The organism is Haloplanus salinarum (assembly GCF_009762275.1).
Taxonomy (GTDB): domain Archaea; phylum Halobacteriota; class Halobacteria; order Halobacteriales; family Haloferacaceae; genus Haloplanus; species Haloplanus salinarum.
The window spans coordinates 3,256,958-3,283,728 of record NZ_CP034345.1 but is presented as its reverse complement, the minus strand read 5'-3'; the positions used below and the strand labels follow the sequence as shown (position 1 = coordinate 3,283,728).

31 protein-coding genes, 1 tRNA gene and 1 other RNA gene are annotated in these 26,771 nt (G+C 68.9%); 16 read left to right on the top strand and 17 right to left on the bottom strand.

Annotated elements, in window-relative coordinates; genetic code table 11:
• Entirely contained in the window at nt 1–630 is a 630-nt protein-coding gene (locus EI982_RS18150; protein ID WP_199243687.1) for a zinc metalloprotease, read from the bottom strand.
• Nucleotides 627–2,306 carry a TraB/GumN family protein gene (locus EI982_RS18145; RefSeq protein WP_157691028.1) on the bottom strand — a complete coding sequence of 560 codons (1,680 nt, stop codon included), beginning with the start codon at nt 2,304–2,306 and terminating at the stop codon, nt 627–629. The genes EI982_RS18150 and EI982_RS18145 overlap by 4 nt, the downstream gene beginning before the upstream one ends.
• A 52-nt stretch (nt 2,307–2,358) precedes the next feature.
• On the opposite strand from EI982_RS18145, the gene EI982_RS18140 reads away from it, so the two are divergent.
• The 3 genes from EI982_RS18140 to EI982_RS18130 all read left to right on the top strand — a co-directional run bounded on the left by EI982_RS18140 (nt 2,359) and on the right by EI982_RS18130 (nt 4,835).
• Nucleotides 2,359–3,684, top strand: a complete 1,326-nt coding sequence (locus EI982_RS18140) for a glycerate kinase type-2 family protein (protein WP_157691027.1) — start codon at nt 2,359–2,361, stop codon at nt 3,682–3,684.
• Nucleotides 3,685–3,774: 90 nt separating this feature from the next.
• Nucleotides 3,775–4,068 carry a DUF7552 domain-containing protein gene (locus tag EI982_RS18135; protein ID WP_157691026.1) on the top strand — a complete coding sequence of 98 codons (294 nt, stop codon included), beginning with the start codon at nt 3,775–3,777 and terminating at the stop codon, nt 4,066–4,068.
• Nucleotides 4,065–4,835, top strand: coding sequence for a DUF7260 family protein (locus tag EI982_RS18130; RefSeq protein WP_157691025.1), 771 nt, complete (start codon nt 4,065–4,067; stop codon nt 4,833–4,835). The genes EI982_RS18135 and EI982_RS18130 overlap by 4 nt, the downstream gene beginning before the upstream one ends.
• An 81-nt stretch (nt 4,836–4,916) precedes the next feature.
• Here EI982_RS18130 and dpsA read toward each other — a convergent pair whose 3' ends face one another.
• Nucleotides 4,917–5,465 (bottom strand): DNA starvation/stationary phase protection protein DpsA, encoded by a 549-nt coding sequence (gene dpsA / locus EI982_RS18125; RefSeq protein WP_157691024.1) that lies wholly within the window; start codon nt 5,463–5,465, stop codon nt 4,917–4,919.
• Between the two features lie 180 nt (nt 5,466–5,645).
• On the opposite strand from dpsA, the gene EI982_RS18120 reads away from it, so the two are divergent.
• From EI982_RS18120 to EI982_RS18110, 3 genes are all read left to right on the top strand, one after another.
• Nucleotides 5,646–6,275 (top strand): ArsR/SmtB family transcription factor, encoded by a 630-nt coding sequence (locus EI982_RS18120; protein WP_157691023.1) that lies wholly within the window; start codon nt 5,646–5,648, stop codon nt 6,273–6,275.
• A 417-nt stretch (nt 6,276–6,692) separates the two neighbouring features.
• Nucleotides 6,693–7,727, top strand: a complete 1,035-nt coding sequence (gene dph2, locus EI982_RS18115) for a diphthamide biosynthesis enzyme Dph2 (protein ID WP_157691022.1) — start codon at nt 6,693–6,695, stop codon at nt 7,725–7,727.
• A 41-nt stretch (nt 7,728–7,768) separates the two neighbouring features.
• Nucleotides 7,769–8,170: a TrmO family methyltransferase domain-containing protein gene (locus EI982_RS18110; protein WP_157691021.1), complete on the top strand. Its 402-nt coding sequence runs from the start codon at nt 7,769–7,771 to the stop codon at nt 8,168–8,170.
• On the opposite strand, the gene EI982_RS18105 is transcribed toward EI982_RS18110, so the two are convergent.
• Nucleotides 8,143–8,589, bottom strand: a complete 447-nt coding sequence (locus EI982_RS18105) for a TIGR00725 family protein (RefSeq protein WP_157691020.1) — start codon at nt 8,587–8,589, stop codon at nt 8,143–8,145. The genes EI982_RS18110 and EI982_RS18105 overlap by 28 nt on opposite strands.
• A 95-nt stretch (nt 8,590–8,684) precedes the next feature.
• Here EI982_RS18105 and EI982_RS18100 point away from each other — a divergent pair, with 95 nt between their 5' ends.
• On the top strand, nt 8,685–9,587 hold the full coding sequence (locus EI982_RS18100) for a DUF7847 domain-containing protein (protein ID WP_157691019.1): 903 nt from the start codon (nt 8,685–8,687) through the stop codon (nt 9,585–9,587).
• Between the two features lie 7 nt (nt 9,588–9,594).
• Here EI982_RS18100 and EI982_RS18095 read toward each other — a convergent pair whose 3' ends face one another.
• Nucleotides 9,595–10,092, bottom strand: a complete 498-nt coding sequence (locus tag EI982_RS18095) for a LabA-like NYN domain-containing protein (RefSeq protein WP_157691018.1) — start codon at nt 10,090–10,092, stop codon at nt 9,595–9,597.
• Between the two features lie 93 nt (nt 10,093–10,185).
• Between EI982_RS18095 and EI982_RS18090 the strand changes: the two genes are divergently transcribed.
• Nucleotides 10,186–10,593, top strand: coding sequence for a DUF7548 family protein (locus EI982_RS18090; RefSeq protein ID WP_157691017.1), 408 nt, complete (start codon nt 10,186–10,188; stop codon nt 10,591–10,593).
• A 110-nt stretch (nt 10,594–10,703) separates the two neighbouring features.
• On the opposite strand, the gene EI982_RS18085 is transcribed toward EI982_RS18090, so the two are convergent.
• Nucleotides 10,704–11,957 carry an MgtC/SapB family protein gene (locus EI982_RS18085; protein WP_157691279.1) on the bottom strand — a complete coding sequence of 418 codons (1,254 nt, stop codon included), beginning with the start codon at nt 11,955–11,957 and terminating at the stop codon, nt 10,704–10,706.
• A gap of 326 nt (nt 11,958–12,283) precedes the next feature.
• On the opposite strand from EI982_RS18085, the gene ffs reads away from it, so the two are divergent.
• An RNA gene (gene ffs, locus EI982_RS18080) (signal recognition particle sRNA) lies at nt 12,284–12,594 on the top strand.
• 110 nt (nt 12,595–12,704) lie between these two features.
• The gene (locus EI982_RS18970) at nt 12,705–12,830 is read left to right on the top strand and encodes a hypothetical protein (RefSeq protein WP_257627362.1); all 126 of its coding nucleotides are present in this window, start codon (nt 12,705–12,707) and stop codon (nt 12,828–12,830) included.
• Between the two features lie 200 nt (nt 12,831–13,030).
• Here the strand turns inward: EI982_RS18970 and EI982_RS18075 are convergent, their stop codons facing one another.
• The 8 genes from EI982_RS18075 to EI982_RS18040 form a co-directional block, all read right to left on the bottom strand.
• Nucleotides 13,031–13,411: a metal-dependent transcriptional regulator gene (locus EI982_RS18075; protein WP_157691016.1), complete on the bottom strand. Its 381-nt coding sequence runs from the start codon at nt 13,409–13,411 to the stop codon at nt 13,031–13,033.
• Nucleotides 13,412–13,656: 245 nt separating this feature from the next.
• On the bottom strand, nt 13,657–13,986 hold the full coding sequence (locus tag EI982_RS18070; RefSeq protein WP_157691278.1) for a NifU family protein: 330 nt from the start codon (nt 13,984–13,986) through the stop codon (nt 13,657–13,659).
• A 629-nt stretch (nt 13,987–14,615) separates the two neighbouring features.
• Nucleotides 14,616–14,686, bottom strand: a tRNA-Gly gene (locus EI982_RS18065).
• A gap of 56 nt (nt 14,687–14,742) precedes the next feature.
• Nucleotides 14,743–15,246, bottom strand: coding sequence for a copper resistance protein CopD (locus tag EI982_RS18060; RefSeq protein ID WP_157691015.1), 504 nt, complete (start codon nt 15,244–15,246; stop codon nt 14,743–14,745).
• 20 nt (nt 15,247–15,266) lie between these two features.
• Nucleotides 15,267–16,301: an NAD(P)/FAD-dependent oxidoreductase gene (locus EI982_RS18055; protein ID WP_157691014.1), complete on the bottom strand. Its 1,035-nt coding sequence runs from the start codon at nt 16,299–16,301 to the stop codon at nt 15,267–15,269.
• A gap of 66 nt (nt 16,302–16,367) precedes the next feature.
• A complete protein-coding gene (locus EI982_RS18050) occupies nt 16,368–17,006 on the bottom strand; it encodes a class I SAM-dependent methyltransferase (protein ID WP_157691013.1) in 639 nt (212 codons plus the stop codon).
• A 32-nt stretch (nt 17,007–17,038) separates the two neighbouring features.
• Nucleotides 17,039–19,150, bottom strand: coding sequence for a type II secretion system F family protein (locus tag EI982_RS18045; protein WP_157691012.1), 2,112 nt, complete (start codon nt 19,148–19,150; stop codon nt 17,039–17,041).
• Nucleotides 19,147–20,772 carry a type II/IV secretion system ATPase subunit gene (locus EI982_RS18040; RefSeq protein WP_157691011.1) on the bottom strand — a complete coding sequence of 542 codons (1,626 nt, stop codon included), beginning with the start codon at nt 20,770–20,772 and terminating at the stop codon, nt 19,147–19,149. The genes EI982_RS18045 and EI982_RS18040 overlap by 4 nt, the downstream gene beginning before the upstream one ends.
• An 88-nt stretch (nt 20,773–20,860) precedes the next feature.
• Between EI982_RS18040 and EI982_RS18035 the strand changes: the two genes are divergently transcribed.
• The 3 genes from EI982_RS18035 (at nt 20,861) to EI982_RS18025 (ending at nt 22,305) form a co-directional block, all read left to right on the top strand.
• On the top strand, nt 20,861–21,349 hold the full coding sequence (locus EI982_RS18035; protein ID WP_157691010.1) for a metal-dependent hydrolase: 489 nt from the start codon (nt 20,861–20,863) through the stop codon (nt 21,347–21,349).
• Nucleotides 21,350–21,385: 36 nt separating this feature from the next.
• Nucleotides 21,386–21,964 carry a peroxidase-related enzyme gene (locus EI982_RS18030; protein ID WP_157691009.1) on the top strand — a complete coding sequence of 193 codons (579 nt, stop codon included), beginning with the start codon at nt 21,386–21,388 and terminating at the stop codon, nt 21,962–21,964.
• Nucleotides 21,965–22,110: 146 nt separating this feature from the next.
• Nucleotides 22,111–22,305: a cold-shock protein gene (locus EI982_RS18025; RefSeq protein ID WP_049938024.1), complete on the top strand. Its 195-nt coding sequence runs from the start codon at nt 22,111–22,113 to the stop codon at nt 22,303–22,305.
• Between the two features lie 76 nt (nt 22,306–22,381).
• On the opposite strand, the gene EI982_RS18020 is transcribed toward EI982_RS18025, so the two are convergent.
• Nucleotides 22,382–23,911 (bottom strand): cryptochrome/photolyase family protein, encoded by a 1,530-nt coding sequence (locus tag EI982_RS18020; protein WP_157691008.1) that lies wholly within the window; start codon nt 23,909–23,911, stop codon nt 22,382–22,384.
• Nucleotides 23,912–24,006: 95 nt separating this feature from the next.
• Here EI982_RS18020 and EI982_RS18015 point away from each other — a divergent pair, with 95 nt between their 5' ends.
• Complete coding sequence (locus tag EI982_RS18015) at nt 24,007–24,981, top strand: aldo/keto reductase (RefSeq protein WP_157691007.1); 975 nt, start codon at nt 24,007–24,009, stop codon at nt 24,979–24,981.
• 19 nt (nt 24,982–25,000) lie between these two features.
• Here the strand turns inward: EI982_RS18015 and EI982_RS18010 are convergent, their stop codons facing one another.
• Complete coding sequence (locus tag EI982_RS18010) at nt 25,001–25,642, bottom strand: DsbA family protein (RefSeq protein WP_157691006.1); 642 nt, start codon at nt 25,640–25,642, stop codon at nt 25,001–25,003.
• 103 nt (nt 25,643–25,745) lie between these two features.
• Here EI982_RS18010 and EI982_RS18005 point away from each other — a divergent pair, with 103 nt between their 5' ends.
• Both EI982_RS18005 and EI982_RS18000 read left to right on the top strand, forming a co-directional pair.
• Entirely contained in the window at nt 25,746–25,931 is a 186-nt protein-coding gene (locus EI982_RS18005) for a DUF1918 domain-containing protein (RefSeq protein WP_157691005.1), read from the top strand.
• A gap of 17 nt (nt 25,932–25,948) precedes the next feature.
• Nucleotides 25,949–26,380, top strand: coding sequence for an RNA-binding protein (locus tag EI982_RS18000; RefSeq protein ID WP_157691004.1), 432 nt, complete (start codon nt 25,949–25,951; stop codon nt 26,378–26,380).
• On the opposite strand, the gene EI982_RS17995 is transcribed toward EI982_RS18000, so the two are convergent.
• A complete protein-coding gene (locus EI982_RS17995) occupies nt 26,377–26,709 on the bottom strand; it encodes a thioredoxin family protein (RefSeq protein WP_157691003.1) in 333 nt (110 codons plus the stop codon). The two genes, EI982_RS18000 and EI982_RS17995, sit on opposite strands and share 4 nt — an antisense overlap.
• Between the last annotated feature and the right edge of the window lie 62 nt (nt 26,710–26,771).

Here is a 26,771-nt window from a genome sequence, read left to right as displayed (position 1 = left end):
TCAGAACCCGACGCCGAGGACGAACACCACGTAGACGGCGAGGGCGGCGGCGGGGACGAACGCCGCGACGAAGACGACCGTGCTCCAGTCGAGGACGGTCCGCCCGTCCAGCGGCCCGAAGGGGACGAGGTTGAACGCCGCCAGAAAGAGGTTGATGGCGATGCCGCGCCCGCCGAGGAGGGCGAGGAAGGGCGATCCGACGAGGGCGCCGGCGACGTAGACGGGGACGAACACGAGCGCGAGGAGGCCGTTGGTGACGGGACCGGCGAGGGCGATGAGGCCGTGTTCGCGCGGGGTGAGACGCCCGCGGTGGTGGACGGCGCCGGGTGCGGCGAAGAGGAAGCCGACGAGCGCGCTCATGACGGCCAGAAACAACATGCCGTAGTCGGCGCGGAACTCGGCGATCTGGTCGAAGCGGACGGCGACGACCTTGTGGGCGAGTTCGTGGAGCAGGAAGCCGAGGCCGGCGGTGACGAGCGAGATCAGCAGGGGGCCGACCACCCCTCGATCGAGCAACATCGTGACTGCGCGGCTCCCCCCACCGGCGAAGAAGATGGCGAAGGCGACGCCGAGGGCGACCCACGCGACCCCCAGGTCGCGGAGTTCGCGAGCGCTGAACCGGAGGGTCACGTGACGGTCCTCCAGAGCAGTTCGGCGCTGTTGCGTGCGCCCTCGACCATGAGTCGGGAGACGCCCTCGATGCCGCCGATTTCGGTCGCGAACAGCGGCAGGACGTACACCGCAAACAGCAGGCTGGCGATCATGCTGCCGACGTTGGTCATCGCGACGACCATGATGAGTTTGAACAGCGGCACCTCGAACATCTCGCCGACGAGCTGGCGGATCGGCTTCTCCTCGTCGCTCAGGAGTTCGTTCAGCGTGCCGATGTCGGCGACGTTGACCGGGTTGTGACGGAGTTCGACGTAGCCCGTGAACCAGCCGGGCGCGAGCAGGGGATTGACGGAGGTCATCCACGCCACCAGCCCGCCGACGAGCGTCGAGGACCACCGGGCGCCGGCGAGTCTGGCGAGCCCCGCCGCGAAGACGCCGTTGACGACGAACCACGCGGCGAAGAGCCGCAGGAGGAAGCCGTCGCGGACCCCGGCCATCGCCAGCAAGACGAAGAAGGCGACGAAGCCGACGGAGACGAGGACGCCGACGGCCTTCAGCCAGGGGACGCCGCCGCCGGAGTCGGTGCCGACCAGCGACTCCCAGGGGGGAAGCGTCTCGGGCGCGTCGAGGTAGCCCTCGATCCCCTCGCGGTGGCCGGCACCGACGACGGCCACCACGTCCCGGCCGGCCTCGCGGAGCCGGACCAGTTCGTGGGCGATGTAGGCGTCGCGCTCGTCGATGAGCGCGCGGGCGCCGGCGGGGCTGAAGGTTCGAAACTCCTCCATCATGACGCTCACCACGTCGGCGTCGGTGAGTTCGGCGACGTCGAAGTCGTCGAGTTCGTCGGCCTCGGCGGCCCCGTAGCCGGCGCGGTCGGCGAGCCAGCCGGCGACGAGGCCGACGCTCACGCCCCCGGCGAGCCCCAGGGCGAGGCTGCCGACGACGCGGGCGACGAAGGGGCCGAGCGAGGCGACGACGCCGTCCGCGAGGCCGAGGCCGACGCCGCCGAGCAGGCCGGCCGCGACGCCGACGGCGCCGCCAGCGATCAGCGCCTCGTCCGGGCCGAGGACGGCGTCGGCGAGCGTGTGGACGACGAGGCCGACGGCGATGGCGAGGAGGACGCCCCCGGTGATCCGCGTGAGGATGGGGAGGGTGAGGCCGAGCGAGGGGCCGAACAGCCCCAAGAGTGGCCCGGCGATCACGCCGGCGGCGACGCCGAGCGCGAGACCGATCCCTCGGGCGTCGGTGACGCCGAAGACGAGGCCGCCCACGAGGCGAGCCTTCTCGATGGGGCCCAGTCGCGCCCAGAACCGCTGGATCGTCGTCTGGATGTCGCGATCCACGAGCGCCACGTCGATCCCGAGTTCCTCGGCGCTGTCGACGGCGGCCATCATGTCCGCGCCGGGCGTGACGTCGAACTTCTCGCCCAGCCGCGACTGGACGTACGAGAGCATCCAGTAGGCGAGAAACTGGAAGACGGTGTTGCCACGCAGGAGGTCGCCGGGTTCGATGTCGTCGGGCGTCTCGCCCTGCAGTTGGCGGTAGCGACCCTCGTCGAGTTCGACCGCGACCACGTCTGGCCGTTCGTCCTCGATGGTGTCCTCCACCTCGCGGACGCTCTCGGACGAGACGTGTGCCGTGCCGACGACGCGGACGCGACCCTCCCGACCGGTCGACGCCCCCTGGTCGTTCATCACCGCCCGCTACTGGGGCACGCTTTTTACCCTTGTCGGAGAGAGGCGGGGTATGGTCTCCATCGAGAACGAGAGCCGGCTGGCATCGACCGTCGGCCGGGAGACGGCGCTCGCCTGTATCCGTGCGGGCATCGAGGCCGCCCGCCCCGACCGCGTCGTCGCCGACGCGGTCGGCCTCGACGACGACCGACTCCGCGTCGGCGACGCCACCTACGACCTGTCGGGCGTGACCCGCATCGTCGTCGTGGGGGGCGGAAAGGCGGCCGACGGGGTCGCGTCCGCGCTGGAGGCGGTCCTCGGCGACCGGATCGACGCCGGCGCGGTCGTCACGCCGGAGCCCGGCGAGGGCGACCGGATCGAACGGCACCGAGGCGACCACCCCGTCCCCAGTCGGGCGGGTGTCGAAGGGACCGACCGGGTCCGCGAACTCGTCGCCGACGCCGACGAGGGGACGCTGGTACTCGCGGTCATCACCGGCGGCGGGAGCGCGCTCCTGCCGGCGCCGGCCGAGGGGATCACGCTCGACGCCCTGGGGTCGACGACCGACGCGCTCCTCGACGCGGGTGCGGAGATCGGCGATCTCAACGCGGTGCGCAAACACCTCTCGACGCTCAAGGGGGGCGGCCTCGCCGAACTCGCGGCGCCCGCCCGCGTCGTGAGCCTCGTGTTCAGCGACGTGGTCGGCAACGATCTGAGCGTGATCGCCAGCGGACCGACCGCGCCCGACGGGTCGACCTACGCCGACGCCCTCGACGCCCTGGAGCGGTACGACGTCGACCCGCCGGCGGCGGTCCGGGAGCGACTGGAGCGGGGTGCGGCCGGCGACCTCCCCGAGACGCCGGGTCCCGGCGACTCCGTCTTCGACCGGACCCACAACCACGTGCTCGCGGACGCGTTCACGGCCATCGACGCGGCCCGCGAGGTGGCCGCCGACCGCGGCTACGGGACCTGCGTCCTCTCGTCGTCGGTGCGGGGCGAGGCCCGGGAGGCCGCGCTGACCCACGTCGCCGTCGCGGAGGAGGTAGGTGCGACGGGCAACCCCGTCGAGGCGCCGGCGGTGGTTCTCTCGGGCGGCGAGACGACGGCCACCGTCCGCGGCGACGGCGTCGGCGGGCCGAACGCCGAGTTCGCCCTGGCGGCGGCCGTCGAACTCCCGGCGTCGACGACGCTCGCCTGCGTCGACACCGACGGCCGCGACGGCAGCAGCGACTTCGCGGGCGCGCTGGTCGACGCCGACACCGTCGACGACGTCGCGGCGGCCCGCCGGGCGCTCGCGAACAGCGACGCCTTCGGCTACCTCGGGGACCGCGAGGCGGTCGTCGACACCGGCGCCACGGGCACGAACGTCAACGACCTGCGGGTCGTGGTCGTCGAGTAGTCCCCGACGACGAAACGCTTATGATGTTTTAGGCTAGCCTAAATCGTATGATCGAGGTGTGTCCCGACACGTCCACACGAGGTGAGGCCGATGGGGCTCCGTGAGACGCGGCGTCGAATCGAGTCGCTTGCCGACGGCGGGCCATACCGCGTGGCGTCGGCCCGCACCGGCGAGCCGCCGGTTCCGGCCGCGGGACTGCGCTTTCCGGACCGGGAGACGGCCGCGACGGCCGCCCGGCTCACCCGCACGTACCGGGCGGCGCTCAGGCGGTGGGACCCCGCGCTGTCGTGGGTCGACCCCATCGTCCACGACTGCCGGGCGCCGCCGGCCGACCGGGAGTCGACGACCGGCCGCTCCGCGGTGTCGGTGGAGGGCGAGCGATGACCGTCGAGACGCACGTCCCGGCGGCCAGCGAGCGGGTCGCGGCCGAACGGGAGGCGGTGGCGGCGAAGCTGACGGCTTACGACTCCTTCGTCGAGCGGCTCCGGGACGTCTCGACGGACGGCGTCGGCGGCGACGCGCCCGGCCCCGTCGGGACGACGCTCGCGACGACCCAGCAGGGTGGCGGCTGTGCGGCGGTCCGTGAGGCCTTCGCTGCCACGGTGCGGTCGGCCGAGTCGGTCGACGACGACGAGTCCGTCTTCGAGACGCTGGCGAGCGAACTCGGCGAGGAGGTGGCGGTGGCGCTGGCGCCGACGACGGGGTCGGCGTTCACCCCGCAGTTCCGCGAGCAGGTGATCGAGGCCGCGACCGAGCGGCGGTGGCAACTCCGGACGATGGCGACCGCGCTGGAGCGCGAGGCGGCGGCGCTCGACACCGCCAGCGACGTGTTCGCGTCGATCCGCCGGTGGCTGGAGCGGGCCGACGAAACGCCGTTGACGGATCTCGACTTCGACGGCCTGCGCAGCCGGCACGCCCGCCTCGACGACCACCTCGATCGGTGTGCGGAGCGTGCCCGGGAGCGACAGTCCTTCCTCGACGGCTCGACCAGCGAGCACGCACACGTCGGCCTCGGCCACCGGTGTTTGGTCTCCTACCTCTACGAGGACCTACCGGTGGAGTATCCCGTGCTCGACGGCGTGGCGACGCTGGTCGCGACCTGCGAGCGGTGTCAACGCAACGTCCGGGCACACCTCACCCGGTGTGCGTAGGCGGGGACCGAAAGGAAAGTGCGCCGGGGCGGCCCGTCCCGGCCTCGTCCGCCAGCAGGGTGCTCGGGCTCCGTTCGGACGTCAGTTCGTCGCGGATTCGAGGACGAGCGTGTCGTCTTCGAGGTAGTGTTCGAGGTGGTGCGCGTGCTCTTCGAGGGTGATGAGCTGCTCGCGGAGCATCTCGGCGGTGGCGTGGTCACCCAGCCCCTCGGCGAGTTCGACGTGGTCGCGGACCGTCTCGATGATCTCGCCGTACATCTCCATGTCGTTGTGGAGCGAGGTCCTGATATCGTAGACGTCGTGATTCTCGGGCTCGACGGGTGCGTGCTCCTCGAGACGCTTGCCGCCGGCCAGCGGGACGCCACCGAGCGCTTGGGCGCGCTCCGCGAGCTCGTCGGCGGCCGCCTCCGCGTCCGCCGCGGCCTCGCCGAGGTACTCGTGGATCCCGAGGAACTCGGCACCCTCGACGTTCCAGTGGTGCTTTTTCAGCTGGTGGTAGAGAACGTACGTCGCGGCGAGGTCGGTGTTGAGCGCCTCGACGATCTGTTCGGACTTGTCCTGCTCGAGATGGAGCGCCTCGCTGGCCTCGACCGTATCGGCCTGCTGTCGGATGGATTCTTGCTTACTCATTGCGATTAGGTGTAGGGCCTCCACCCACTTACGCTTTTTCGCTGTGACCCGTTGTCACGATTTGATACGCCTAAATTCGGGGGAATTGGTGGCTCTCACTCCCGTCCGTGATCGGCCGTTCTCCATCGTTGACAGGCCGGGAGAGGAAGATTTGTACCCCCCCGCGGCGTAGCGGCGCCCATGGCTGATCTGCTGCCCTCCCGTCCCGACACCGCCGCGGCCGAGGAGGCCGACCCGCGCGTCATCGGCCTCGACGACGAGGACGCTGACGACCTGTTGTCCGCGCTCTCCTCCGAGACGGCTCGCGAGGTGCTCGACACCCTCCACGACGACCCGGACACGCCCGCACGCGTCGCCGAGCGCGTCGACACCTCCCTCCAGAACGCGCAGTACCACCTCGGCAACCTCGAAGAGGCGGGGTTGATCGAGGTGGTCGACACCGTCTACTCCGAGAAGGGCCGGGAGATGAACGTCTACGCCCCCACCGACCGGCCGCTCGTGGTGTTCGCGGGGGGCGACTCCGAGAGCGACGGGTTGGAGAGCGCGCTCAAGCGCCTGCTGGCCGCCGTCGGGCTGCTCGGCGTCGCGAGCCTCCTCGTCCAGTGGGCGCTCGACGACCTGCCGGGGATGGCCCGCACCGGCGGCGCGGGCGGCGCCGACGGCGGCGGCGGGATGGGCACGATGAGCACCGAGGCGTCGACGGCCGCCGCCGACGCCGCGGGCACCGGCCTCCCGCCCGGCCTCCTCTTTTTCCTCGGCGGACTCCTCGCGCTCGTCGTCGTCGCCGTCGCGTTCTACGTCCGCCGGTAGTGGTAGTGTTGCGATTAGCGCGATTGGATTGGAGACACCTCGAAAGGGGCCGGCGTCTCGGCGTACCCGGACGTTCACGAGAGCAAAGCTCTCGTGAGCCAACCAGAATCCTCCGGATTCTGGTGACGACGCAAGCACCGCAACGGAGTGAGGAGCGTGGTTCGAGAGAGCTTCGCTCTCTCGTCATCACGAAAGCGCGCTCTGCGCTCTTTCGAACGAGAGCGAGTCCTGAGAGCCGAGACGCCGGGGGCTTTCGAGGTGTCTCCAACCCAATCGCGCTAATCGCGACATTACCTCCGACACCGCGAGCGGCGGGGCCGGGAGTCGCCACGAGGGTGTGGAGCACGGTGAGCCACGACGGCCGGCCGCCCCCCCCGAAGCGCGGACGTTAAAGGGCCGCGCCGGCAACGAAGGGTAATGAGTCAGGACGCATCCACCGATGGCGACCTCCGAAACACGGGGCTGTCGCTCAAACACGACCGGGAGTGGGACTACGAACTCGACCGGATCGTCGAGGCAGTCGAGGAGCGGAACGCCACCAAGGTCGGCCTGCAGTTCCCGGAGGGGCTGAAACGGCGGGGACCGGCCGTCGCCGACGACCTCCGGGCGATCACCGACGACGACGTCACCTACATGCTCTCGGGACAGCCCTGTTACGGCGCCTGCGACCTCGACACGTACCTCATGCGCCGGACGGACGTGTTCGTCCACTTCGGGCACTCGCCGATGAAGGAGTCGGACAAGATCATCTACGTCCCGCTGTTCTCGAACGTCGACCCCTTCCCGATGATGGGGGACGCGCTCGACGAACTCCCCGAGGAGGACGTCGGCCTCGTCACGACGGCCCAGCACATGAACCGCTTCGACGAGATGAAGGCGTGGCTCGAGGACGAGGGATACACCGTCCACACCCGCAAGGGTGACGACCGCCTGACCCACGAGGGGCAGGTGCTCGGCTGCAACTACGCCTCGGCCGACATCGACGCCGACCAGGTGCTCTACGTCGGCGGCGGGAAGTTCCACCCGCTCGGCCTCGCGATGGAGCATCCGGACAAGAAAGTCGTCATCGCCGACCCCGTCAACAACGTCGTCACCGTCGCCGACACGGAGAAGTTCATGAAACAGCGGTACGGCGCCGTCCACCGCGCCATGGACGCCGAGAAGTGGGGCGTCATCTTCTGTACCAAGATCGGGCAGGGCCGCTGGGACATGGCCGAACGGATCGTCGAGGACAACGACGACGCCTACCTGATCACGATGGACGAGGTGACGCCGGACCGCCTGCGCAACTTCGATATGGACGCCTTCGTCAACACCGGCTGTCCGCGCATCACGACCGACGACGGCCCGCAGTTCCACAAGCCCATGCTCACGCCCGGCGAGTACCGCATCGCCGTCGGCGACGAGCCCCTCGATTCCCTCTCGTTCGACACGTTCCACGGAACGTGGTGATCGCGGCCACACTTTTCTCCTCCTCGCCACGACACACCATCATGAACTGCGAACCGATCGGGACCGTCTACACGCCCTTCGAGACGACGAGCGAGGCGCCGCGGCAGGGGTTCAGAGGCGACGCCGAGGGCGTCGTCGAGGTCGATCCGCCCTACCGCGAGGGGCTCGTCGGGTTCGACGGCGACCGGGTCGAGGTGGTCTGGTGGGCCGACCGCGCCGACCGCTCCCTCCTGACGCTGGATCGGGACGCCGACCGCGGCGTGTTCACCTCGCGCTCGCCGGCCCGTCCCAATCCCGTCTGTGTCACCGAGTGTGCGGTGTTGTCGGCCGACCCCGCGGCCGGCCGCCTCCGCCTCGACGGCGTCGACATGGCCGACGGGAGCCCGGTCGTGGATCTGAAGGCACCGATCACGACTCACTGCTGGGACGACGACTCGACGTAGTCGACGGCCGCCGCTGGCGTCTCGACCGCCTCGACGCCGGCGACGTCGTGGGTGTCCAGTCCCGCGACCGGGCGGTCGAAGACGCCGGCGAACCCGAGTTCCGAGAGCGTCCCCGCGCCGCCGTCGACGGCCACCACGGCGTCGCCGTTCATCACGACCATCGCGTTCCGGGCGTGCCCCATCCCCGTCGCGACGGGGGTGTCGACGTACGCGTTCGCGTCGTCGGGGTCGGCCGTCGGGAGGATGCCGACCGTCTCGCCGCCGGCCCGAGTCGCGCCGGCACACACCGCCGCCATGACGCCCCCGAGGCCGCCACAGACGACGACGTGACCCCGTTCCCCGAGCAGTCGGCCCAGCGTCCGGGCCCGTTCGGCCGTCCGGTCGTCCACGGTACTCCCGCCGATGACGCTGACGCGCATGGGACAGGATCGCACGGCACCGGGAAATGCGTTCGGACCCGTCCTCCGGCCGTCGACCACCCACAGTTATGTGTCGGTTGACCGCCTACTCGTGTATGTCAGCGATCGAGTCCCTCCGGACCGCGGTCGGCACGCTCCGGCGCCACCCCGTCCTCGTGCTCGGCGGCGCGTGTTACGGCCTCGTGGTCATGCCCCAGCGAGCCCTCCAGTTGGCCGGCGTCCCCATCGCCCCCGCGCTCCTCCAGATGCTCACCTTCTTTCTCACGCCCTTCGTCCTCGCCGGCGTCGTCGGAATGGCCCGGACGGCACTCGGCGGCGAGACGTCCGTCGACGAACTCGTTGCGGTCGGCAAGGACCGGTACGTCGACCTGTTGCTCGCCACGCTCCTCGCGTTCGGCATCAAACTCGCCTTCGGAATCGTCCTCGTCGTGCTCGCCGTTGCCCTCCTCGTCACCGGCGGGAGCGGGACGGCCGCCCTCGTGGGGGCCGCCCTCGTCGTGGTCGTCGTCCTCGTCTACCTCGCCGTCCTCATGCTGATCCAGTTTTACCCCGTCATCGTCGTCGTCGACGACGCCGGACCGGTCGATGCCGTCACGGACAGCGTCGAGTTCGTCCGGTCGAACCCCGTCGGCACGCTCGGGTTCACGGCCGTGACGCTCCTGCTCGGTGCGCTGGCGGCCCTCCCGGTCACGGGCGTCGCCGCCTACAGCTTCGCCACGTCCGATGCCGGGTCCGGCGGGAGTCCCGGACCGATCGGTGGCGGGATGAGTCCTGGCAGCCCGGGAGCCGGCGCCGGGACGACGAACGGGACGGCGGCGCTCGGCGACGCCCTGGCGAGCGGGGGGTTGGGCCTCTCGACGCCCGAGGTGCTCGCGCTGTCGCTCGTCTCGGTGGCGGCGACGGCGCTCCTGGTCGCCTTCCGGCTGACCTACGCCACCGCGTTCTACCGGTCGAACGCTCGATCCATCGAGGAGCGCGTCCTCGACGAGGAGTGGTAGTCGGCGGCTACAGCAGGAACGTCTCCTCGCGCTCGGCGAGGTCCATGAAGGTGTCGGCGGCCTCGACGAGTTCGTCGGCCGTCGAGGAGCCGAAGGCCATCACCTCGACGCGGACGCCCTCGTGACGGAGGTGCGAGCAGAGCCGCGAAAAGTCGCCGTCACCGGTACACAACACGACCACGTCGACGTGGTTCGCCAGCGTCACGGCGTCGAGGCTGATTCCAACGTCCCAGTCGGCCTTCTTCGTCCCGTCGCCGAAGGTCTTGATGTCCTTGATCTTTCGCTCGAAGCCGATGTCCTTGAGCGCCTCGAAGAACCGCTCCTCCTCGGGGGAGTCCGCACGGATGACGTAGGCGATAGCCCGCACGAGTTCGCGGTCGGCGACGCCCTTGGAGAGCAGCGCCGAGTAGTCGATGTTCCGGGAGTAGAGACTTTGGGCGGAATGATAGAGGTTCTGCGCGTCCGCGAGCATGGCGACGCGCTGGTTCGCGTGGATATCGGTCACGTTGTTCGAACGTAGGACGCGTGCGATTAAATTCTTGCTCATGCGTGGCGGTGATACGTGCGATTTAACCCGACGGCGAGGGCAGGGAGGGACATGCGCACCGAGCAGGCCGCTCCAGTACTCGGCATCGTCGGCTGTCTCGCCGTCGTCGTCGCCCTCGCGCTCCCCGTTGCCCTCTTTCCCGACTGGGGGACCGAACTGGGTCGTTACTACACCAGCGGCCCCCTCGGGGTCGGAGCCGTCCTCGCGTCCGTGCTCGTCGGCGGCGTCGTGTTCCTCGCGGGCGCTCGCGGCCGGACGGACCCGACGACGGCTGCCGGTATCGCCGTCCCGCTCGGGGTCGTCGCCTTCGTGATCGCGCTCTGGTGGGCGGTCGCGGCACCCCTCGATCCGCTCTTTGGCTTCCCGGCGTCGTGGATCACGGACCTGCGGTGGGTCGTCGTCGTCTCGACGGCGCTCACGGCCACCGCCGCGGCGTTCTACGCCCGGGCCGTGCTCTGACGACGGGAGTCACGCCGACTCCAGCCGCGACGACGGTCGTGACGTGCTGTACGGACTGTCGTGGGTCGTTTCCGTCGGTCGCCGACCACGGGAGTGGCGGCCACACCGTATCAGACCACGAGGAACACGACGCCGCTCGTGACGATGATGCCGAGTACGATGGAGACCAGCTTCCCCAACCGGTGGGTGCCGAGAATCCACGCCAACGTGGCTTTGAGGGCGGTGTTCGCGATGGCTGCGACGACGATTCCCGTCGTGGCGACCTCCGTCGAGACTGCCCCCTCGGCCGCGAGTCGACTCAGCGTGATCGTCATCGCGTCGACGTCCGCGAGCCCGGAGACGAACGCGGTCAGGTACACCCCCGACGCGCCGAACCACTCGTTGGCGTATTCGGAGACGAGCAACACGGCCGCGAAGATGGCTCCGAACAGGAGGGCTGGCTGCAAGCGGAGCGGGTTCTCGAGCGCCTCCGGTTCCACGGTTTCGTCGGTGGCGCTCCGCCAGTACAACACCCCTGCAGCGACGGCACCCACTGCGGTCATCACCCCGAGTGGGAGCGCGACGCTCGGGAGCAGATCGGGGTTGACGACGGCGACTTCGATGAGCGCGCGTGGGAACATCACGATGGAAGCGGTAACGACCGCGAACGCGCAGACGCGATGGAGCGTCGCGTTCCGAGTCGTCTTCTCGGCCATCGAAACCGTCGTCGCGGTAGAGGAGACGAAGCCGCCGACGATCCCCGTGAGGGCGATTCCCCGTTCGGGGCCGAGCAGTTCCCCGAGCACGTACGCCGCGAATCCGAGACCGGTGACGAAGACGACCATCAACCAGACGAATCGGGGATTGAGTCCGTAGAGGGGTTCGAGCGGTCGATCCGGCAGCGCGGGGAGCACGACGAGGACGACGAGGACGAACTTCGCCGACGCGCGTCGTTCGGTTTCTTCGATCCGGTCGGCGAACTCGTGTATCGGATCCTTCACCGAGAGCAACACTGTGACCACGCCGCCCGTGATGACGGCGACGACTGCCCCCCGATCCGAATGCGTCGTCATGGCTCCGAGAATCACCATGACGAGGACCGCCACGAGCGTCGTCAGGCCGAGATCGTTCTCGTACCGGATCTTTCCCACGTACGCGACGGTGAGCGGCGCGACGAGTATCCCGACGGCGACCGGAAGCATGGTCGGAAAGAACGCCTGAACGAGCGCCCCGTAGAGGGTGATCAGCGGGAACGTCCGGCTCCCGGCGAACGATCCCCCCGACTCGCTTTGCTCCCGTTCCAGACCGACGAGTGCGCCGAGACCGATCCCGAGGAGGAGATGTAAGACGAATTCGCTGAGGGAAGCGGTCGCGGGGTCGACCATCGTGTGTCGCATCTACCTGGGAGATTGTCAAACGATAGGATTATCGTAGCCTCCGTAAGGCCTCGCACACCTGATCGCCGGACTACGTGCGGTCAGGTGTGCAAATAGCGCCAACGCTACGATAGAGGGCCGGCCTACCGTCGTCCACCCGGACGACGACACGTCGGGAATCCGGTTCGACGGGTGAGCCGGACTCCACACCTCCGCGTCCGATCCTCGAACCGGTGGCGGACCGGACGCGGCCGACACGCCGTCCGCCTCGTCGACCCGACGCCAATCGCGGGCTGGCGAGTCGAAAGGCCCTTAAGAGGAAACGGCATACGAAGGGATGGACTAGGTCGGGCAGTTAGGCCCTGCTCCACCGCCCGCACTACGGTCTTCAGCGGGGACCGAACCCGGGTGCGTCCGGTCAGACCGATCCGGGCCCCGGAAGCCAACGTGGAAGCCTCGTCCTGCGGGGACAGCGGCCCACGGCGCGCGTCTGCAGGGACGCTCCGTCGTGGTTCGTCGGCGGTACCGGGTCAGGCGCGGAAGCGAGCAGCCCGTCGCCGGACGCCCGTCGCTCGGAGGATCGCGGGGTGGAGGAGGCGACCGGGACTCCCCGGGCCGGAACGCCGGGCAATCCCGCCGTCCACATTCGTACCTTCTCGTGGCGAGCAGCGGCACCGTGCCCGATACTGGCGAGCGTTGCCCCATCACTAAATATAAACACCCTGGTATTAGTTAACATGGTACGAGACAACAACGATGAAGCAAGAAGACATGGCACTCCTCCGCGACGAATGCAGTGACGGAAACGACCGCGCCTGCCACACGCTCGAACGACTCTGCGAGGACGGCCGCGACGACGCCTGTCAGTACGTGCCGAACTGATCCGTCCGTTCGACTCGCTTCTCGGCGATATCCCGATTCCAAGCCGCCGCTATCGCTCCGATCCTAGCGAACGGCGGTCCACTCGAACACCGACGGCCCGTCGACCGTCGTGGAGTCTCATACTGCTTATTGTAAGTCGTTACCGGTGGTTCGCCGGACCACTCTGGCGAACCACCGGTAAACAGTTACAATAATCCGTATCAGTCGTCGCCCGGCGTCGGGGCCGGCTCGTACGGGAGCAGTTCCGTGAGCCGTTCGGCCACCGCGGGGTCGATCAGCCCCGCCATCTCCATGGCCTCGGATTCGTAGGCCTCGAGGTCCAGCACGCTCCGGAAGAACCACGAGAGGGTGACGTACGTCTCGTGGAGGTCCGCCGCCCGTGCGCGCCCCGCGTCGGTGAGCGTCGCTCCCTCGTACGGTTCGTACGTGAGCACCCCGCCGGTTTCGAGGTCCTGGAGCATCTGCGTCGCCGTGGCCTGTGACCGGTCGACGAGGTCGGCCACCTCGCCGGAGGAGACCGGTGGGGAGCCGCGTTGCTCGGCGATGTACAGCGCGAGGAGGTACTGGGCGGTCCCGCTCATCGGGACGTCGTTACTCGCGCTCCCGTGCGGGGGTGTCGTCGGTCGGTTCCTCGTCACCGGAACCGAAGAGCCCGGCGTAGACGCCCGCCCACAGTCTCGCCCGTCGCCGCGGGCCGACCGACGTCATCGTCCTCCGGGCGCGAGACGCCGCGTCCTGGTAGCGTTCATACTCGATTAGGCCAGCCTAAAACACATATGTTTTTCGGCTGGCCTAAAGCAGGAGGTCGTCGTCCTCCGCCGGCCGTTCAGAACGGCGGCGAGTAGTCCTCGTACTCCTCCATGCGCTCCATCCCCTCGGTCTTGTCGGGCATGACGGCCGCGCGTGGTCCGCCGGCACGCCGAACCGTCACCGAGGAGATCTCGTCGGCGATCCGTCGCTTGATTGCCTTCATCGTCATGGGGGCGATCCCACAGCCGGAACACGCACCGCCGATTGCGACGGTCACCGCGCCGCTCTCGTGGTCGACGTCCTCGATCTCGAAGTGACCGCCGTGTTCCTGGATCTGCGGGACGTTGTTGTTCAGGTAGTTCCGCGTCCGCCGTTCGAGGCTTCGAGCGCTCGTACGGGTCGAAATACGCGGAGAAATGTAATAAAACTGTAGTTTTTTACGGGCCTAAAACCCACGCAGAAGTGTTAGAGGTGCCAAAAAATCCACTTTCGTCCCATTTTGTATAGAAGTATCAAGATAGTGGGAATGGTTTCGGGGCCGGGCTCTCTCCCCCCGTGGCGTCTCGTCGCTCGCTTCCTCGGGGTCGACCTCGGAAACGGGGCGTCCCGCACCCCACGACGGGATCGCAGCGGTGGCTCCGTACGAACCCCGCGAGCGAACGGAGTGAGCGAGTGGGACTACGGGCGGCACACGGACGAAGAGAGTGCGCCGGCCGGGATTTGAACCAAAACCAGACGTGCTCGCTCCCTGCGGTCGCTGCGCGCGACTGGTAGGGTTCAGACCCCTCTGGGCGATTTTCCTCACTCCGTTCGGAAAATGCGCCGGCCGGGATTTGAACCACGGTCGTTCCGCTCGCTTCTCTCCCTGATTCAGATCGCCAGCGTGGTGCATACACGGCTCTCACGTTCGTTCGAGACGGTATGCGCCGGCCGGGATTTGAACCAAAACCAGACGTGCTCGCTCCCTGCGGTCGCTGCGCGCGACTGGTAGGGTTCAGACCCCTCTGGGCGATTTTCCTCACTCCGTTCGGAAAATGCGCCGGCCGGGATTTGAACCCGGGCCATGAGCTTGGAAGGCTCAGGTCCTACCACTAGACCACCGGCGCCCACGAGTCGGTTCTCGACGGGAGGATAAGGCAGTTACGTTAGCCGTCGGACGGCGTCACACACCCCCAGCCAAGAGCGCCGCGTCGACGAGGAGGAGGGTGGCGAGGGCGGCACCAGCGCGGAAGTACGGTCGGCCGACGTCGGCGAGAGCCGGGACGTCGGCGTCGCCGCCGAGGGTAAAGCCCCGGCGGAAGTACGCACCGAGTCCGGGCGAGTCGCCGCGAGACTGGCACATGCGATAGACGCCGAGTTCGACGAGGCCGTTCATCAGGGTCCACAGCGCCGCCATCCCGAGGACGAGGTGGCCGGCGGTCGTGCCGAACAGCCGCGGGAGGGAATAGAGCAGCCACAGCTGGTAGGCGCCGGTGAGCGGCAGGGCGACCCCGGTCCATCGAGTCACCTGGAGGAGGCCGTCGACGCTCCGCGCGAACGCCGCCGGCGAGAGGTCGCCGGCCGACGCCGCCGGGATGACCGCGTAGACGGCGTACAGGACGCCGCCGGTCCAGAACGCCGCCGACACGACGTGGACGACGTACGAGAGGGCGAGCGCAGGGTCCATCGTTCCGGCGGCAGTCGGCCTTAGTCGTCGGCGGGCGACTCGACGGCTTCCTCGCGGAAGGCGCGGGCGGCCTCGCGGAGCGACGCCGAGATGGCCGGCACCTCGTCGGCGTCGACGGCGCCCCGTTCCTCGATCTCCTCGACGCTCCGGGGGAACGGCCGGAGGTCCATGTGGATCGCGATGCCGGCTTTGGCCCCCTGGCCCATGGCGACGGGGATCTGGTTGTGTCCCGGGACGAGGTCGCCGACGGCGTAGACCCCGTCGACGCTGGTCCGGCCGTGGTCGTCGACCTGGACGGTCCCGTCGTCGTTCAGGTCACAGCCGACATCGGCCGCGAGGTCGTTGTTGTACTCGGAGCCGTACATGGGGAAGCCACCGCGGTACTCGCGGACCGTCCCGTCCGTGAACTCGAAGCTCTCGAGCCAGCCGTCGAGCCCTCGGTTCATCCCCGTGATCTCCTCGTGGATCACGTCGATCGGGTGGGCACGGAGCATGCGGTCGGTCTCGTCGCTCCAGGTCGGATCGTCGCCGCGGGTGAGGAGGTCCACCTCGTCGGTGAAGTTGAGCATGATCATGGCGACGTAGGCGGCGCTGTCGCCGTGACCCATCACGTACACCGACTCGTCGACGAACATGTAGGCGTCACAGTGCAGGCAGTAGTGGAGACCCCGACCCGTCGGCGGGAGCGGCGGGTCGGGTTTGGCGTCGGAGAAGCCGGTCGCGAGGACGACCCGATCGGTACGGATCGTCCCGTCGTCGGTTTCGAGGGCGAAGGTCCGGCCGTCGTCGCGGCGTTCGAGGCCGGAGGCGAAGCTTCGACGGTGGGTCGCACCGTAGGCCTGCACCTGCTCGCGTGCCGTCTGCAGGAACTCGACGCCGGAGACGTCCTCGGTGACGCCGATGACGTTGTGCGTGTCCTGCATCATGGCTGCACGGCCGCCGCCACGGTCCACGACGACGGTGTCCAGCCCGAGACGGGTCGTGTAGAGCGCGGCGGTCAGGCCGGCCGGCCCCCCGCCGACGACGGCGACGTCGAAGTCGTGCGTATCGCTCATCGGTCCCTAGTACCGACGCCGTGGGGTTAAGTCCCCCACGTCTGTGCACGGATCCGTCCCGACCGCTCAGCGGGACGGGGGACCGACCACGGCGTAGCAGTTGCCGCTCGACTCGAAGCAGTCGACGGGTTCGAGGTCGCTCGCGGCCAGGTCCTCGTCGAACTCCGTGGGGTCGTAGACGTGGTAATACCGGGGGAGCGTCTCGCCGCCGGGGAGCGTCCAGTCGACGGTCGTATCGAAGCCGGCCGTCGCGTCGAAGCGGTCGTGGGTCGTGCTCCAGACGCCGACGAGGGCCCGACCGCCCGGCGCGAGGACGCGCGCGAGTTCGTCGAGGCTCCCGATCCGTCGTTCCCGCGGCCGGAGGTGATGGAGCGCCGCGACGTAGACGCCGAGGCCGACCCGGTCGGTGCGGACGGGGAGGCGTGCCGCGTCCCCCTGGAGCAGGTCGACCGCGAAGCCGCGGTCCGTCCGGCGGTCCCGTGCCGTCCGCAGGAGGCCGCGGCTGACGTCGAGTCCGAGGACGCGGTCGGCGACGTCCGCGAGCACCTCCGCGTGGCGGCCGTTCCCACAGCCGACGTCGAGCGCCAGCGCGGCCGGGTCCGCGTCGGCGACGAACGATTCGACCTCCGGCCACGGGTGTTCGCGCGTCGCGGCGAAATGTTCCGCGATGCGGTCGTAGGTGTGTCGTGGCTCCGGGGCCTCCATGGGCATCCCTCGACGCGGAGGCGTAAAAGCCCTTAGAGCAACGCGAGCGCGAACACGAGATACGTCAGGGCGAGGAGTCCGGCCGCGTGTTTCACCCCGTCGGCGATGCCGCCTTCGGCGAGTTGGCCGGCGATCATCCCGGAGCAGACCGCCTGGATCGCGGAGATGTGGAAGAAGACGAGTTCGTACGCCTCGGTGTTCACACCGGTTTCGGAGAAGGCGCCCGTCACCCCCACGTTGGGCGCGTTCGCCGGGGCCGACGCCGTGGTCCCAGCCGCCTCCTGGACCGCGGGGATGAAGGCGACGGTCAGCGCGGCGATGATGCCGAGGAAGACGAGCACCGAGATGTAGATGACGAGGATGTAGGTGAGCATCTCCTGGCGGCGCTCGCGGCGGAGGCGTCGCGTCGCCTGGGCCTCGTCGGCGGCGATGCGGAGGACCGGTGCGATGTCGCCGCTGGCGTTCATCGCGTTCGTGATGAGGGTGACCGCCTGCGAGACCATCCGGGTGCGGGTCCGGATGGCGAGTCGGCGGAGCGCGTCGCCGGCGTCGGCCCCCCAGCGGATGTCCCGCCAGGTGCGCTCGACCTCCCCTTCCAGGCCGCCGAGGTCGGTGCCGGCGACGCGTTCGATACTCTCGACGACGGTCATTCCCGCCTCGTTGACGCTCGCCAGGCGATCGAGGAAGTCCGGGACAGCCCGCTCGAGGCGCCGGATGCGGCGTTTGTGCGTCTCGTGAAGCACCGCGAAGACGACCATCACGACCACCGAGGCTTCGACGACGGGGTGATCGAGGACGCCGAGCGCCGAGGGGCCGAGGGGGATGGGGACCGAGCGGAACAGCACCCAGCCGACGCCGAGCGGGATGGTCACCACGAGGCTGATCCACGGGCGTTCGAGGACGCCCCGGATCGGGTTCCGGAGCCAGTCTCGGAACCCACGCAGACGGTCGTAGGCCGCGAGTCGCTCCGCGTTACGCCGCTGGGCGTCGGCCGCGGCGTCCGCGACACCCGCCGTGCTCCCGCCGTCGGAGCGCGGCGACGGATCGGTCGTCTCGGCGTCGCGGGTTCCGACGCTGGTGACGTCGTGTCGGACGTTCGTCAGCGCCGTGTCGTGTTGCGTGAGACTGTCGATGTAGACGACGAAGGCGGCGGAGGCAAGCGGAATGCCGGCGTAGCCGACGATCCGGACGGCCGTGAGCGTGTCCTCGATGACCAGGCCGATGACGACGAGGACGGTGATCAGAAAGAGCGGGCCCGCGACCAGGACGGTCACGTACACCTCCGCGAACGTCGAGACGAGTTCGAGGTACTGCTCCTGCTGTGACTCGGCCTCCTCCTGATAGCGCTCGTACTGTTCCCGGAGGAACGAGGAGAGGTTCCGACCGCTGCCGAGGACGCTCGCGAGGTTGTCGGCGAACTCCTCCATCCCCTCACTGGGCGTCCGGTCGGCCGTGTGCCGGAGCGCGGTCAGGATGTCCGTCGAGAAGGCGTTCATATCGCGGACCGCGACCCCCACCTCGCGGGCCGCCTCGCCGTAGATGTCGTCGTTGCGGGCGAGCGTATCGAGGACCGCGGGGAAGGGCATACCGCTCCGCGAGAGCGCGTAGACGAACGCGATGGTCCGGGGGAGCGTCGCCTCGATCTCGCTCGCCCGGGCGTTCGCGAGCTGATCGAGGTACGTCCACCGGGCCCAGTAGGTTCCGAGAGCCAGGACCGATCCCACCGTCGCCCCGAAGAACAGAAAGAGGACGAACAGCCCGAGGAGGGTGAGGTCCTGCAGTCGGGTCAGGCCGGCGAGAAAGGAGAGCGGCGGGGGGACGGACGCGAGGATGGCCGCCCGGCTGATCGAGAGGAGATCGACCAGCCAGACGGCGACGTACACGCCGAGGATGGCGCCCACGATGCCGGCGAGGCCGCTGATGAACAGGGTCCGCGAGGCGTAGACCCGGTGGGTGGTGCCGACGTGGGTGGCACGCAGGCGCGACAACTGCCAGGACCGGCGGGGACTCCGACCCACGTAGTCGCCGAAGATGGGCACGGCCAGCCGGGAGACCAGCAGATCCGCCCGACGGCTCACCGGCGAGAGGACGACCGGCAGGGCGAGGACGACGACGAGGACCAGCGGGAGGAGGTGGGCGATCACGACTCCTCGGCCTCGGGGGCGTCGACGCGGTCGAGGACCCGTTCCGAATCGGCGTAGTACTCGTTGACGAGGGCGGTAAAGCGCCGGTAGTCGGTGATCCCCTGCTCCAGGAGGGCGGTGAGGAACCGACGGCGGTCCCGAAGCTCCTCCAGGAGCTGCGTCCGCGACCAGCCGCGGTCGTCCTGAATCTCGTCGAGGAGGGAGCTGTCCTGACGGTCGAAGGAGTCGGTGTCGGCGTCCCACCGGAAGGCGTTGGAGTAGTCGAGTTCGCCGGTCCGCTGGTCGATACCCCCGATCTCGCTGATCGCGTTCGACCGCCGGACCCGCTCGCCGTCGAGGCGGGTGAGCCGCTGGACACAGAGCAAGTCGAGCGACTGGATCATCGCCCGGGGGACGTTGATCGGTTCGTTCTCCAGGCGGTTGATGACCGTCTCGATGCTGTCGGCGTGCATCGTCGAGAACGTCGTGTGGCCGGTGTTCATCGCCTGGAACAGCGTCACTGCCTCGCCGCCGCGCACCTCGCCGACGATGATGTACTCGGGGCGGTGCCGGAGCGCCGAGCGCAACAGGTCGTACATGTCGATGTCGGCCCCCTCGTGGAGGCGCTCGCGGGTGACACTCGACAGCCAGTTGTCGTGGTACAGCGACAGTTCGCGGGTGTCCTCGATGGAGAGCACCTTCGAGCGCGGGGGGACGAACATCGACACCGCGTTCATCGAGGTGGTCTTCCCCGATGCCGTCCCGCCGGCGAAGATCAACGACTTGTTGTTCTCGATGGCCAGCCACAGGTACGCCATCTGCTCGACGTTGAAGGTCCCGTACTCGATGAGGTCGATGGGCGTGAACGGGTCGTCGGCGTACTGGCGGATGGTGAAGGCCGATCCGCGGGGGGTCACCTCCTCGCCGAGGGCGAGTTCGACCCGGGAGCCGTCGGGGAGCGTCGTGCCGACGACGGGATCGCCGACGCTGATGTGCCGGCCGGACTGCTGGGCGAGTCTGACGACGTAGTTGTCGAGTTCGTCGGGGTCCTCGAAGACGACGTTCGTCGCCACGTCGGTGTACTGGTCGTGGTAGACGAAGATGGGCAGGTCGTAGCCGTCACACGACACGTCCTCGATGTGCTGGTCGTGCATGAGCGGGTCGAGACGGCCGAAGCCGTTGAAGTCCCGAACCAGGTAGTAGCGGAGTTTGTGGAACGTCTGCATGCCAACCTCCACGCCGTACTCCTCCAGCAGGGACTCGAGTTCGCCCTCGAGGATCACCTCGTCGGTCGGGTTCTCGTCCTCGGAGCGGAAGAGGAGCGGGTCGCGGATGTCCTCGCGGACCCGTTCGAGCAGACCGGACTCGAAGGCGTTCAACTCGGGTTCGACGGCGTGGTACCGGTTCTCGCTCTCCGCGGTGTCGTAGGTGATCACCACGTAGGCGAAAGGGGCGTTCACCCAGTACCGGTCGAGTTCCTCGTGATCCGGCGGCACGTCGAAACTCCCGAGCGGGCCGTCCTCGCCGGGGCGAAACGGGCGGGCGTCGATGGTCGATCCGCGGAGCATCTCGTAGGTGCGGACGACTCGCCGCCGGAGCGTCCCGAGCGGCCCGTCGGTCCCCGACGCCGCGTCTCCTGACATCGTTCGTGGGCGCTAAGCGAGGAATTGACTTAAACGTGCGCCCGGCCCCGGCCGAAAGGTTCTGGTCCCCCCCGGGCCACATCCGGCCGTGTACCGACGCGGCCACCTCGGCGTCTCGCTGCTCGTCTTCGCGCCGGCGGGCGCCGCCCTCGTCCTCGCCGGGCGTCCGACACTCGCCCTCGTCGCCGGCGGCGTCATGCTCTGGCTGTCGATGCTTCCCGACGCCGACCACCGAATCCCCGGCCTCACCCACCGCGGGTCGACCCACACCCTCGCCTTCGCCGCCCTCGTCGGCGCCGTCGGGGCCGGTGCGGGTGCCGGCCTCGCCGTCGTCGTCGACGGCGGCCGGGGCACGCTCGTCCCTTTCGGCTTCGCCGTCGGCGCCCTCGCGGTGCTCGCCCACCTCCTCGCCGACGCCCTGACGCCCGCGGGGGTGCCCCTGCTGTGGCCGCTGTCCGGGCGGTCGTTCTCCCTCTATCTCACCCGCGCGGACAACACGGTCGCCAACTACCTTCTCCTCGCCCTCGGCGTCTGTGCCACTGCGGCCGCGGCCCTTCTCACGGTGCGGATGGGGTGAGGTGGGCTTTTGGCGTCGGCCGCTCCAGGAGTGTGCATGAACGACGACGCGATGGCTCGGTTCCCGGTACCGGACCGGGCGGACCTGCCGGACGACCTGCGGGAACGCATCGACGCGGAGACCGAACGGGCGGGCTTCACCCCGAACGTCTTCGCGGCGCTGGCGTACGCCCCCGACCAGTTCCGCGCGTTCGTCGACTACCACGACGCCCTGGTCGAGGGGACGGCCCTCGACCGGGCGGAGGTGGAGATGATCGTCGTCGCCGTCTCGGGGGTGAACCACTGTTACTACTGCAACGTCGCCCACGGCGCGCTCGTCCGCCTCTACGCAGACGATCCGACGCTGGCGGATCAACTCGTCGCCAACTACCGGACTGCGGACGTGAGCGACGAGCGACTGGTTATGCTCGACGTGGCGGTGAAACTCACCGAGCGACCGGCCGAGGTGACCCAGGACGACTTGGACGCCCTGGCCCAGGCCGGCTACTCCGAGCGCGAAATCTGGGACATCGGCGCCGTGACGGCCTTCTTCAACCTCAGCAATCGCCTGGCGAGTTTTGCCGACATGCGCCCGAACGACGAGTTCCACACGCTCGGTCGGTCGACGGACGACTGAGCCGGGCCGGGGGTCTTGAACGTCCGTTCCGGTATCTCCCCTCGTTCGTCCGATAAGAAATTTTGATGAACTATTATTTTACTTTCTGGTGTCTCTCGGAGCGTGCCGGAATCCTTATGTCTCCTCATTTCGTCGTTCGCAACGCAATGGCGACAGGTACGGTTGCGTTCTTTAACGACACTGGCGGTTACGGGTTCATCGAGACCGAAGACTCCGACGAAGACGTGTTCTTCCACATGGAAGACATCGGCGGCCCGGACCTCGAAGAGGGACAGGAAGTCGAATTCGACATCGAGCAGGCCGACAAGGGCCCGCGGGCGACCAACCTCCAGCGACTGTAAGTCCGGGCCGGGACATCCCGACCGCTCGAAACGGCGCTGGATCGGAATTTTCCCTTTTTCACGCGACCAGCGGCGGCTACAGCCGCCCATCGCGGGCGCGGCTGCGGACCGTCGCTGCCCGCTCCCGGATGGCCGACAGCTCCGCGTCCGACTTCCGGTCGAGGTGTGAGTACATCAGGCCCATCCGACCCGTCCCCCGGAGGCGCTCCTCGTGGTCGTCGAGGAAGTCCCAGTACAGCGCGTTGAACGGGCAGGCGTCCGCGCCGGTCGTCGCGTCGACGTCGTAGGCACACCCGGCGCAGTGGTCGCTCATCCGGTCGACGTAGTTGCCCGAGGAGACGTACGGTTTCGAGGTGAACGCGTCGGTGGCGAACGTCCCCATCCCGAGGACGTTCGGCGTCGTCACCCAGTGGTAGGCGTCGACGAACCCGAAGTGGAACCACTCGTTCAGTTCCCGGGGGTCGGCGCCGTAGAGCGACGCGAAGTTCGACAGCACCATCAGCCGCTCGATGTGGTGGGCGTAGCCGCGGTCGTAGACGTGTCCCACGGCCGCGTCGAGACACCGCATCTCGGTCTCGCCGTCGTAGTAGAGCGGCGGCAGGTCCCGCGACCGCGAGAGCAGGTCGGACTCGACGAGGTCGGGCATCGTCCGCCGGTAGACGTGGCGCATGAACTCCCGCCACCCGAGCACCTGCCGGACGAACCCCTCGACGCTCTCGACCGGCGCCGCGTCGCGGCGGTGAGCGTCCACGGCGGCGTCGATCACTTCCCCCGGACCGAGCAGGCCGAGGTTCAGCGACGACGACAGCAGGGAGTGAGCGAGCGCGAACTCGCCGTCGACCATGGCGTCCTGATAGGGGCCGAACGCCGGCAGTCGGTGTTCGACGAAGTGATCGAGCGCGTCGAGGGCGGCCGCCCGCGTCACCGGCCACGCGAACCCCGTCGCCTCGCCCCAGGTGTCGAACCGGTCGGTCACCCAGTCCAGCGTCTCCCGTGTCAGGTCGTCGGACTCGAACCGCGGCACCGGCGGCGGCGACCAGTCCGCCGGCGGTGTCTCGCGGTTCGACTCGTCGTAGTTCCACTGGCCGCCGACGGGGTCGTCGCCGTCCATCAGCACGTCCTCGCGGCGTCGCATCCAGCGGTAGAACGCCTCGTGACGGAAGGTGTCGGCGGCTTCGCCGCCCTCTCGAGGCGTCCCCGACGCCTCGCCGTCCTGCCACGCGTCGAACGCCTCGGGCGGACAGAGGAAGCGGTCGTCCGCGACGAACGCGACCGACCCGCCCCGGGATTCGACGAGGGTCCGCAGACGCTCGGCGGCGCCGTGGCTCGGCGGGCGCATCAGGCGAAGGTCGTCGCCCGGACGCGCGTCGAAGTGGGCGTCGAGGGCGTCGCCGAAGGTCTCGGCCCGGCGGTAGTCGACCTCGTAGCCCGCGTCGCGGAGCGCGTCGCGGGCGTGGCGCATGGCCGCGAAGACGAGCCCGAGCTTCTGGGGGTGGTACGGCTTCCGCTCGGCGAAGGCCGTCGCTTCGATCAGCAGGACCCGGTCCGCGCCGTCGAGGACGTGACTCTCGGGGTGGAGCTGGTCGCCGAGGAGCCAGACGGTCATGGCCGGCGTTGGGACCACCGCGACAAAACTGTGTGGGGCACCCGCGGGGCGACTCCGCGCCGTGGCTTTTTGTCGGCCCGCGACGAGGGTCGGCCATGGAGTACACCACCCTCGGTTCGACCGGCGTGGAGGTCTCCCGCATCTGCCTCGGCTGTATGAGCATCGGCACGAGCGACTGGCGCGACTGGGTGCTCGACGAGGAGGAAGGGATCGAACTCGTCGACCGCGCCATCGAACTCGGGATCAATTTCTTCGACACCGCCAACATGTACTCGAACGGCGAGTCCGAGCGGGTCCTGGGGAAGGCCCTGGAGGGACGCCGCGAGCAACAGGTCGTCGCCACGAAGGGCTACTTCCGGATGGACGAGGACGACCCCAACTCCGGCGGCCTGTCGCGGAAGGCCATCGAGCAGGAGCTGTCGAACTCGCTGGACCGGCTGGGGATGGACACCGTCGACCTCTACCAGATCCACCGCTGGGATTACGACACGCCCATCGAGGAGACGCTCCGCGCCCTCGACGACGCGGTGCGGCGGGGACAGGTCCGCTACCTCGGCGCGAGTTCGATGTGGGCCCACCAGTTCGCCGACGCGCTCCACACGAGCGACCGGCTGGGACTCGATCGCTTCGCCACCATGCAGAACCACTACAACCTCGCCTACCGCGAGGAGGAACGCGAGATGCTACCGTTCTGTCGGAAGGAGGGGATCGGCGTCATCCCGTGGTCGCCGCTGGCGCGTGGCTACCTCACCCGGCCGGACGAGGACGTCGACGCGACCACCCGCGGCGCGAGCGAGGAACGCCTCTACGAACATCCCTACCGCGAGGGCGGGGGACCGGCGGTCAACGAGCGCGTCCGGCAACTCGCCGAGGAGCGGGGCGTGAAGATGGCACAGATCGCTCTCTCCTGGGTGTTGCACAAGGACGCGGTCGACGCCCCCATCGTCGGGACCACCTCGATCGAACACCTGGAGGACGCCGTCGAGGCCCTGGAGATCGATCTGAGCGACAGCGACGTCGAGTACCTTGAGGAGCCGTACGAGCCGGTTCCCGTCTCCGGGCACGACTAGCGGCGGCCGCCGGCGATGCCTACCGCTCGGCCTCGATGGCGCCGGCGATGGCGTCGTAGGTGGGCTGGACCGACCGCCCGGCGACGAACACGGTGGGCGTCCCCTGCACGCCGCCGTCGATTCCCGCCTGCCGGTCGGCTTCCACGACCGGCCGGTAGGTCTCGTTCAGCGCGTCGCCCTGGACCGCACACCCAGGCGCGCCGACGTCGTTCGCGCGGTCGGTGATCAGCCCCGGCGAGAAGTCGTCCTGGTTCTCGAAGAGGGCGTGGGCGTACTCGAAGAAGGTCTCGTCGTCGGTCTCGTCCTGGACGCCGCGGGCGGCGCTCGCGGCCTGCCACGACCAGCGTTCGTCGACCGGGATGGGGAAGTCGTAATGTTCGTACCGAACCACGCCGGAATCGACGTACTCCGAGCGGATGTCGGGCAACACCTCCAGACTGTACGTCGCACAGTGGGGACACGCGAAGTCCTCGAACGCGGCGACCGTCACGGCGGCGTCGTCCGGACCGAGCGTCGGCCGCGGCAGATCCGAGACGGTCGCCTCGTCCTCGATGGAACAGTCCTCGGTACCGCCGCCACCGCCGCCGAGACAGCCGGCGGTGAGACCCGCCGCACCGAGCCCCGTCGCCGCGGCGAGGCACTCGCGTCTGGTGTAGACCATACGGGCGACTGGTCCCACCGGGCCTTATCCCCCTCGGTCGCGCCGCACGGCCGCCGGACGGGGAATCAGGGCGCTTAAATGTGCGCCGGCGGAACGTCGTGGCATGAGCTTCGAGAAGGACGATTCGGTCGTGCTCCACGACAAACACAGCGAGTACGACGGCGACGTGGGGACGATCACGCAGGTGATGGAGACGATGTTCGGCGACGCAACCTACACGGTCAGTTTCGAGGACGGACAGGAGACCGGCGTCCCCGAGGACGCCCTCGAACTCGCCGACGACGAGTAATCCGGACGCCGCCCTGCATGTCGAACGTCCCCTTTCACTACGTCGACCTCCGCGCGTTCTCCTACGCCACCGAGGACGAGAAACGCGTCGAGAGCGCGCTCCGAACCTATCTCCCCGAGGAGACGGAACTGGACCGCCAGGTGACGACGGGCCACCACGGCGACCGGATCGTCGTCCTCTCGGCCCGTCTGGAGAACGCCGACGACGTGCGACACGTCCTCGACCGGCTGGTCTCCCTCCCCGACTACGAAACCTTCCTCGACGAACTCGACGAACGCGTCGCCGAGGACTGCTCGCTCTACCTCACGCTGGACAAACAGGCTGCCTTCGGCGGCGAGGTGCGCCAGGGCGACGGTATCACCCTTCGGGGCAAGGTCGAGGCCTACCCCGCGGAACGCGAATCCGCCGTCGAGAACGCCCGCGAGGCGTTCGAGGACGCCCGGGACTAGAGCAGGTCGATCACCCGCTCGGCGCCGACGAAGCCGTCGTCCAACCGATCGGTCACCTCGCCGTCCTCGAAGACGACGAGCGTCGGCACGCGCGTGACGTCGTAGTCCTCGATCAGCCGCGGATCGTCCCGCGGGTTGACGAGGGCCACGGGGACGCCCGTCCCTTCGGCGACGAGGCCGAGAACCGGCTCCATGGCGGCACAGGCGCCACAGCCGTCGGTGTAGAACTCCACGAGCACGCGGTCGTGGTCGGCGACGAACCGATCGAGGGCCGTCGCGGTTTCGAGGCGGGTAGGCGTCGGCGCGTCGGTCGAGGAACCGCGGTTCACACGGGGGCTACGCGCCCGAGACACCTGACGCTGACGCCCGTCGCTCGGGACGCCCGTCACGC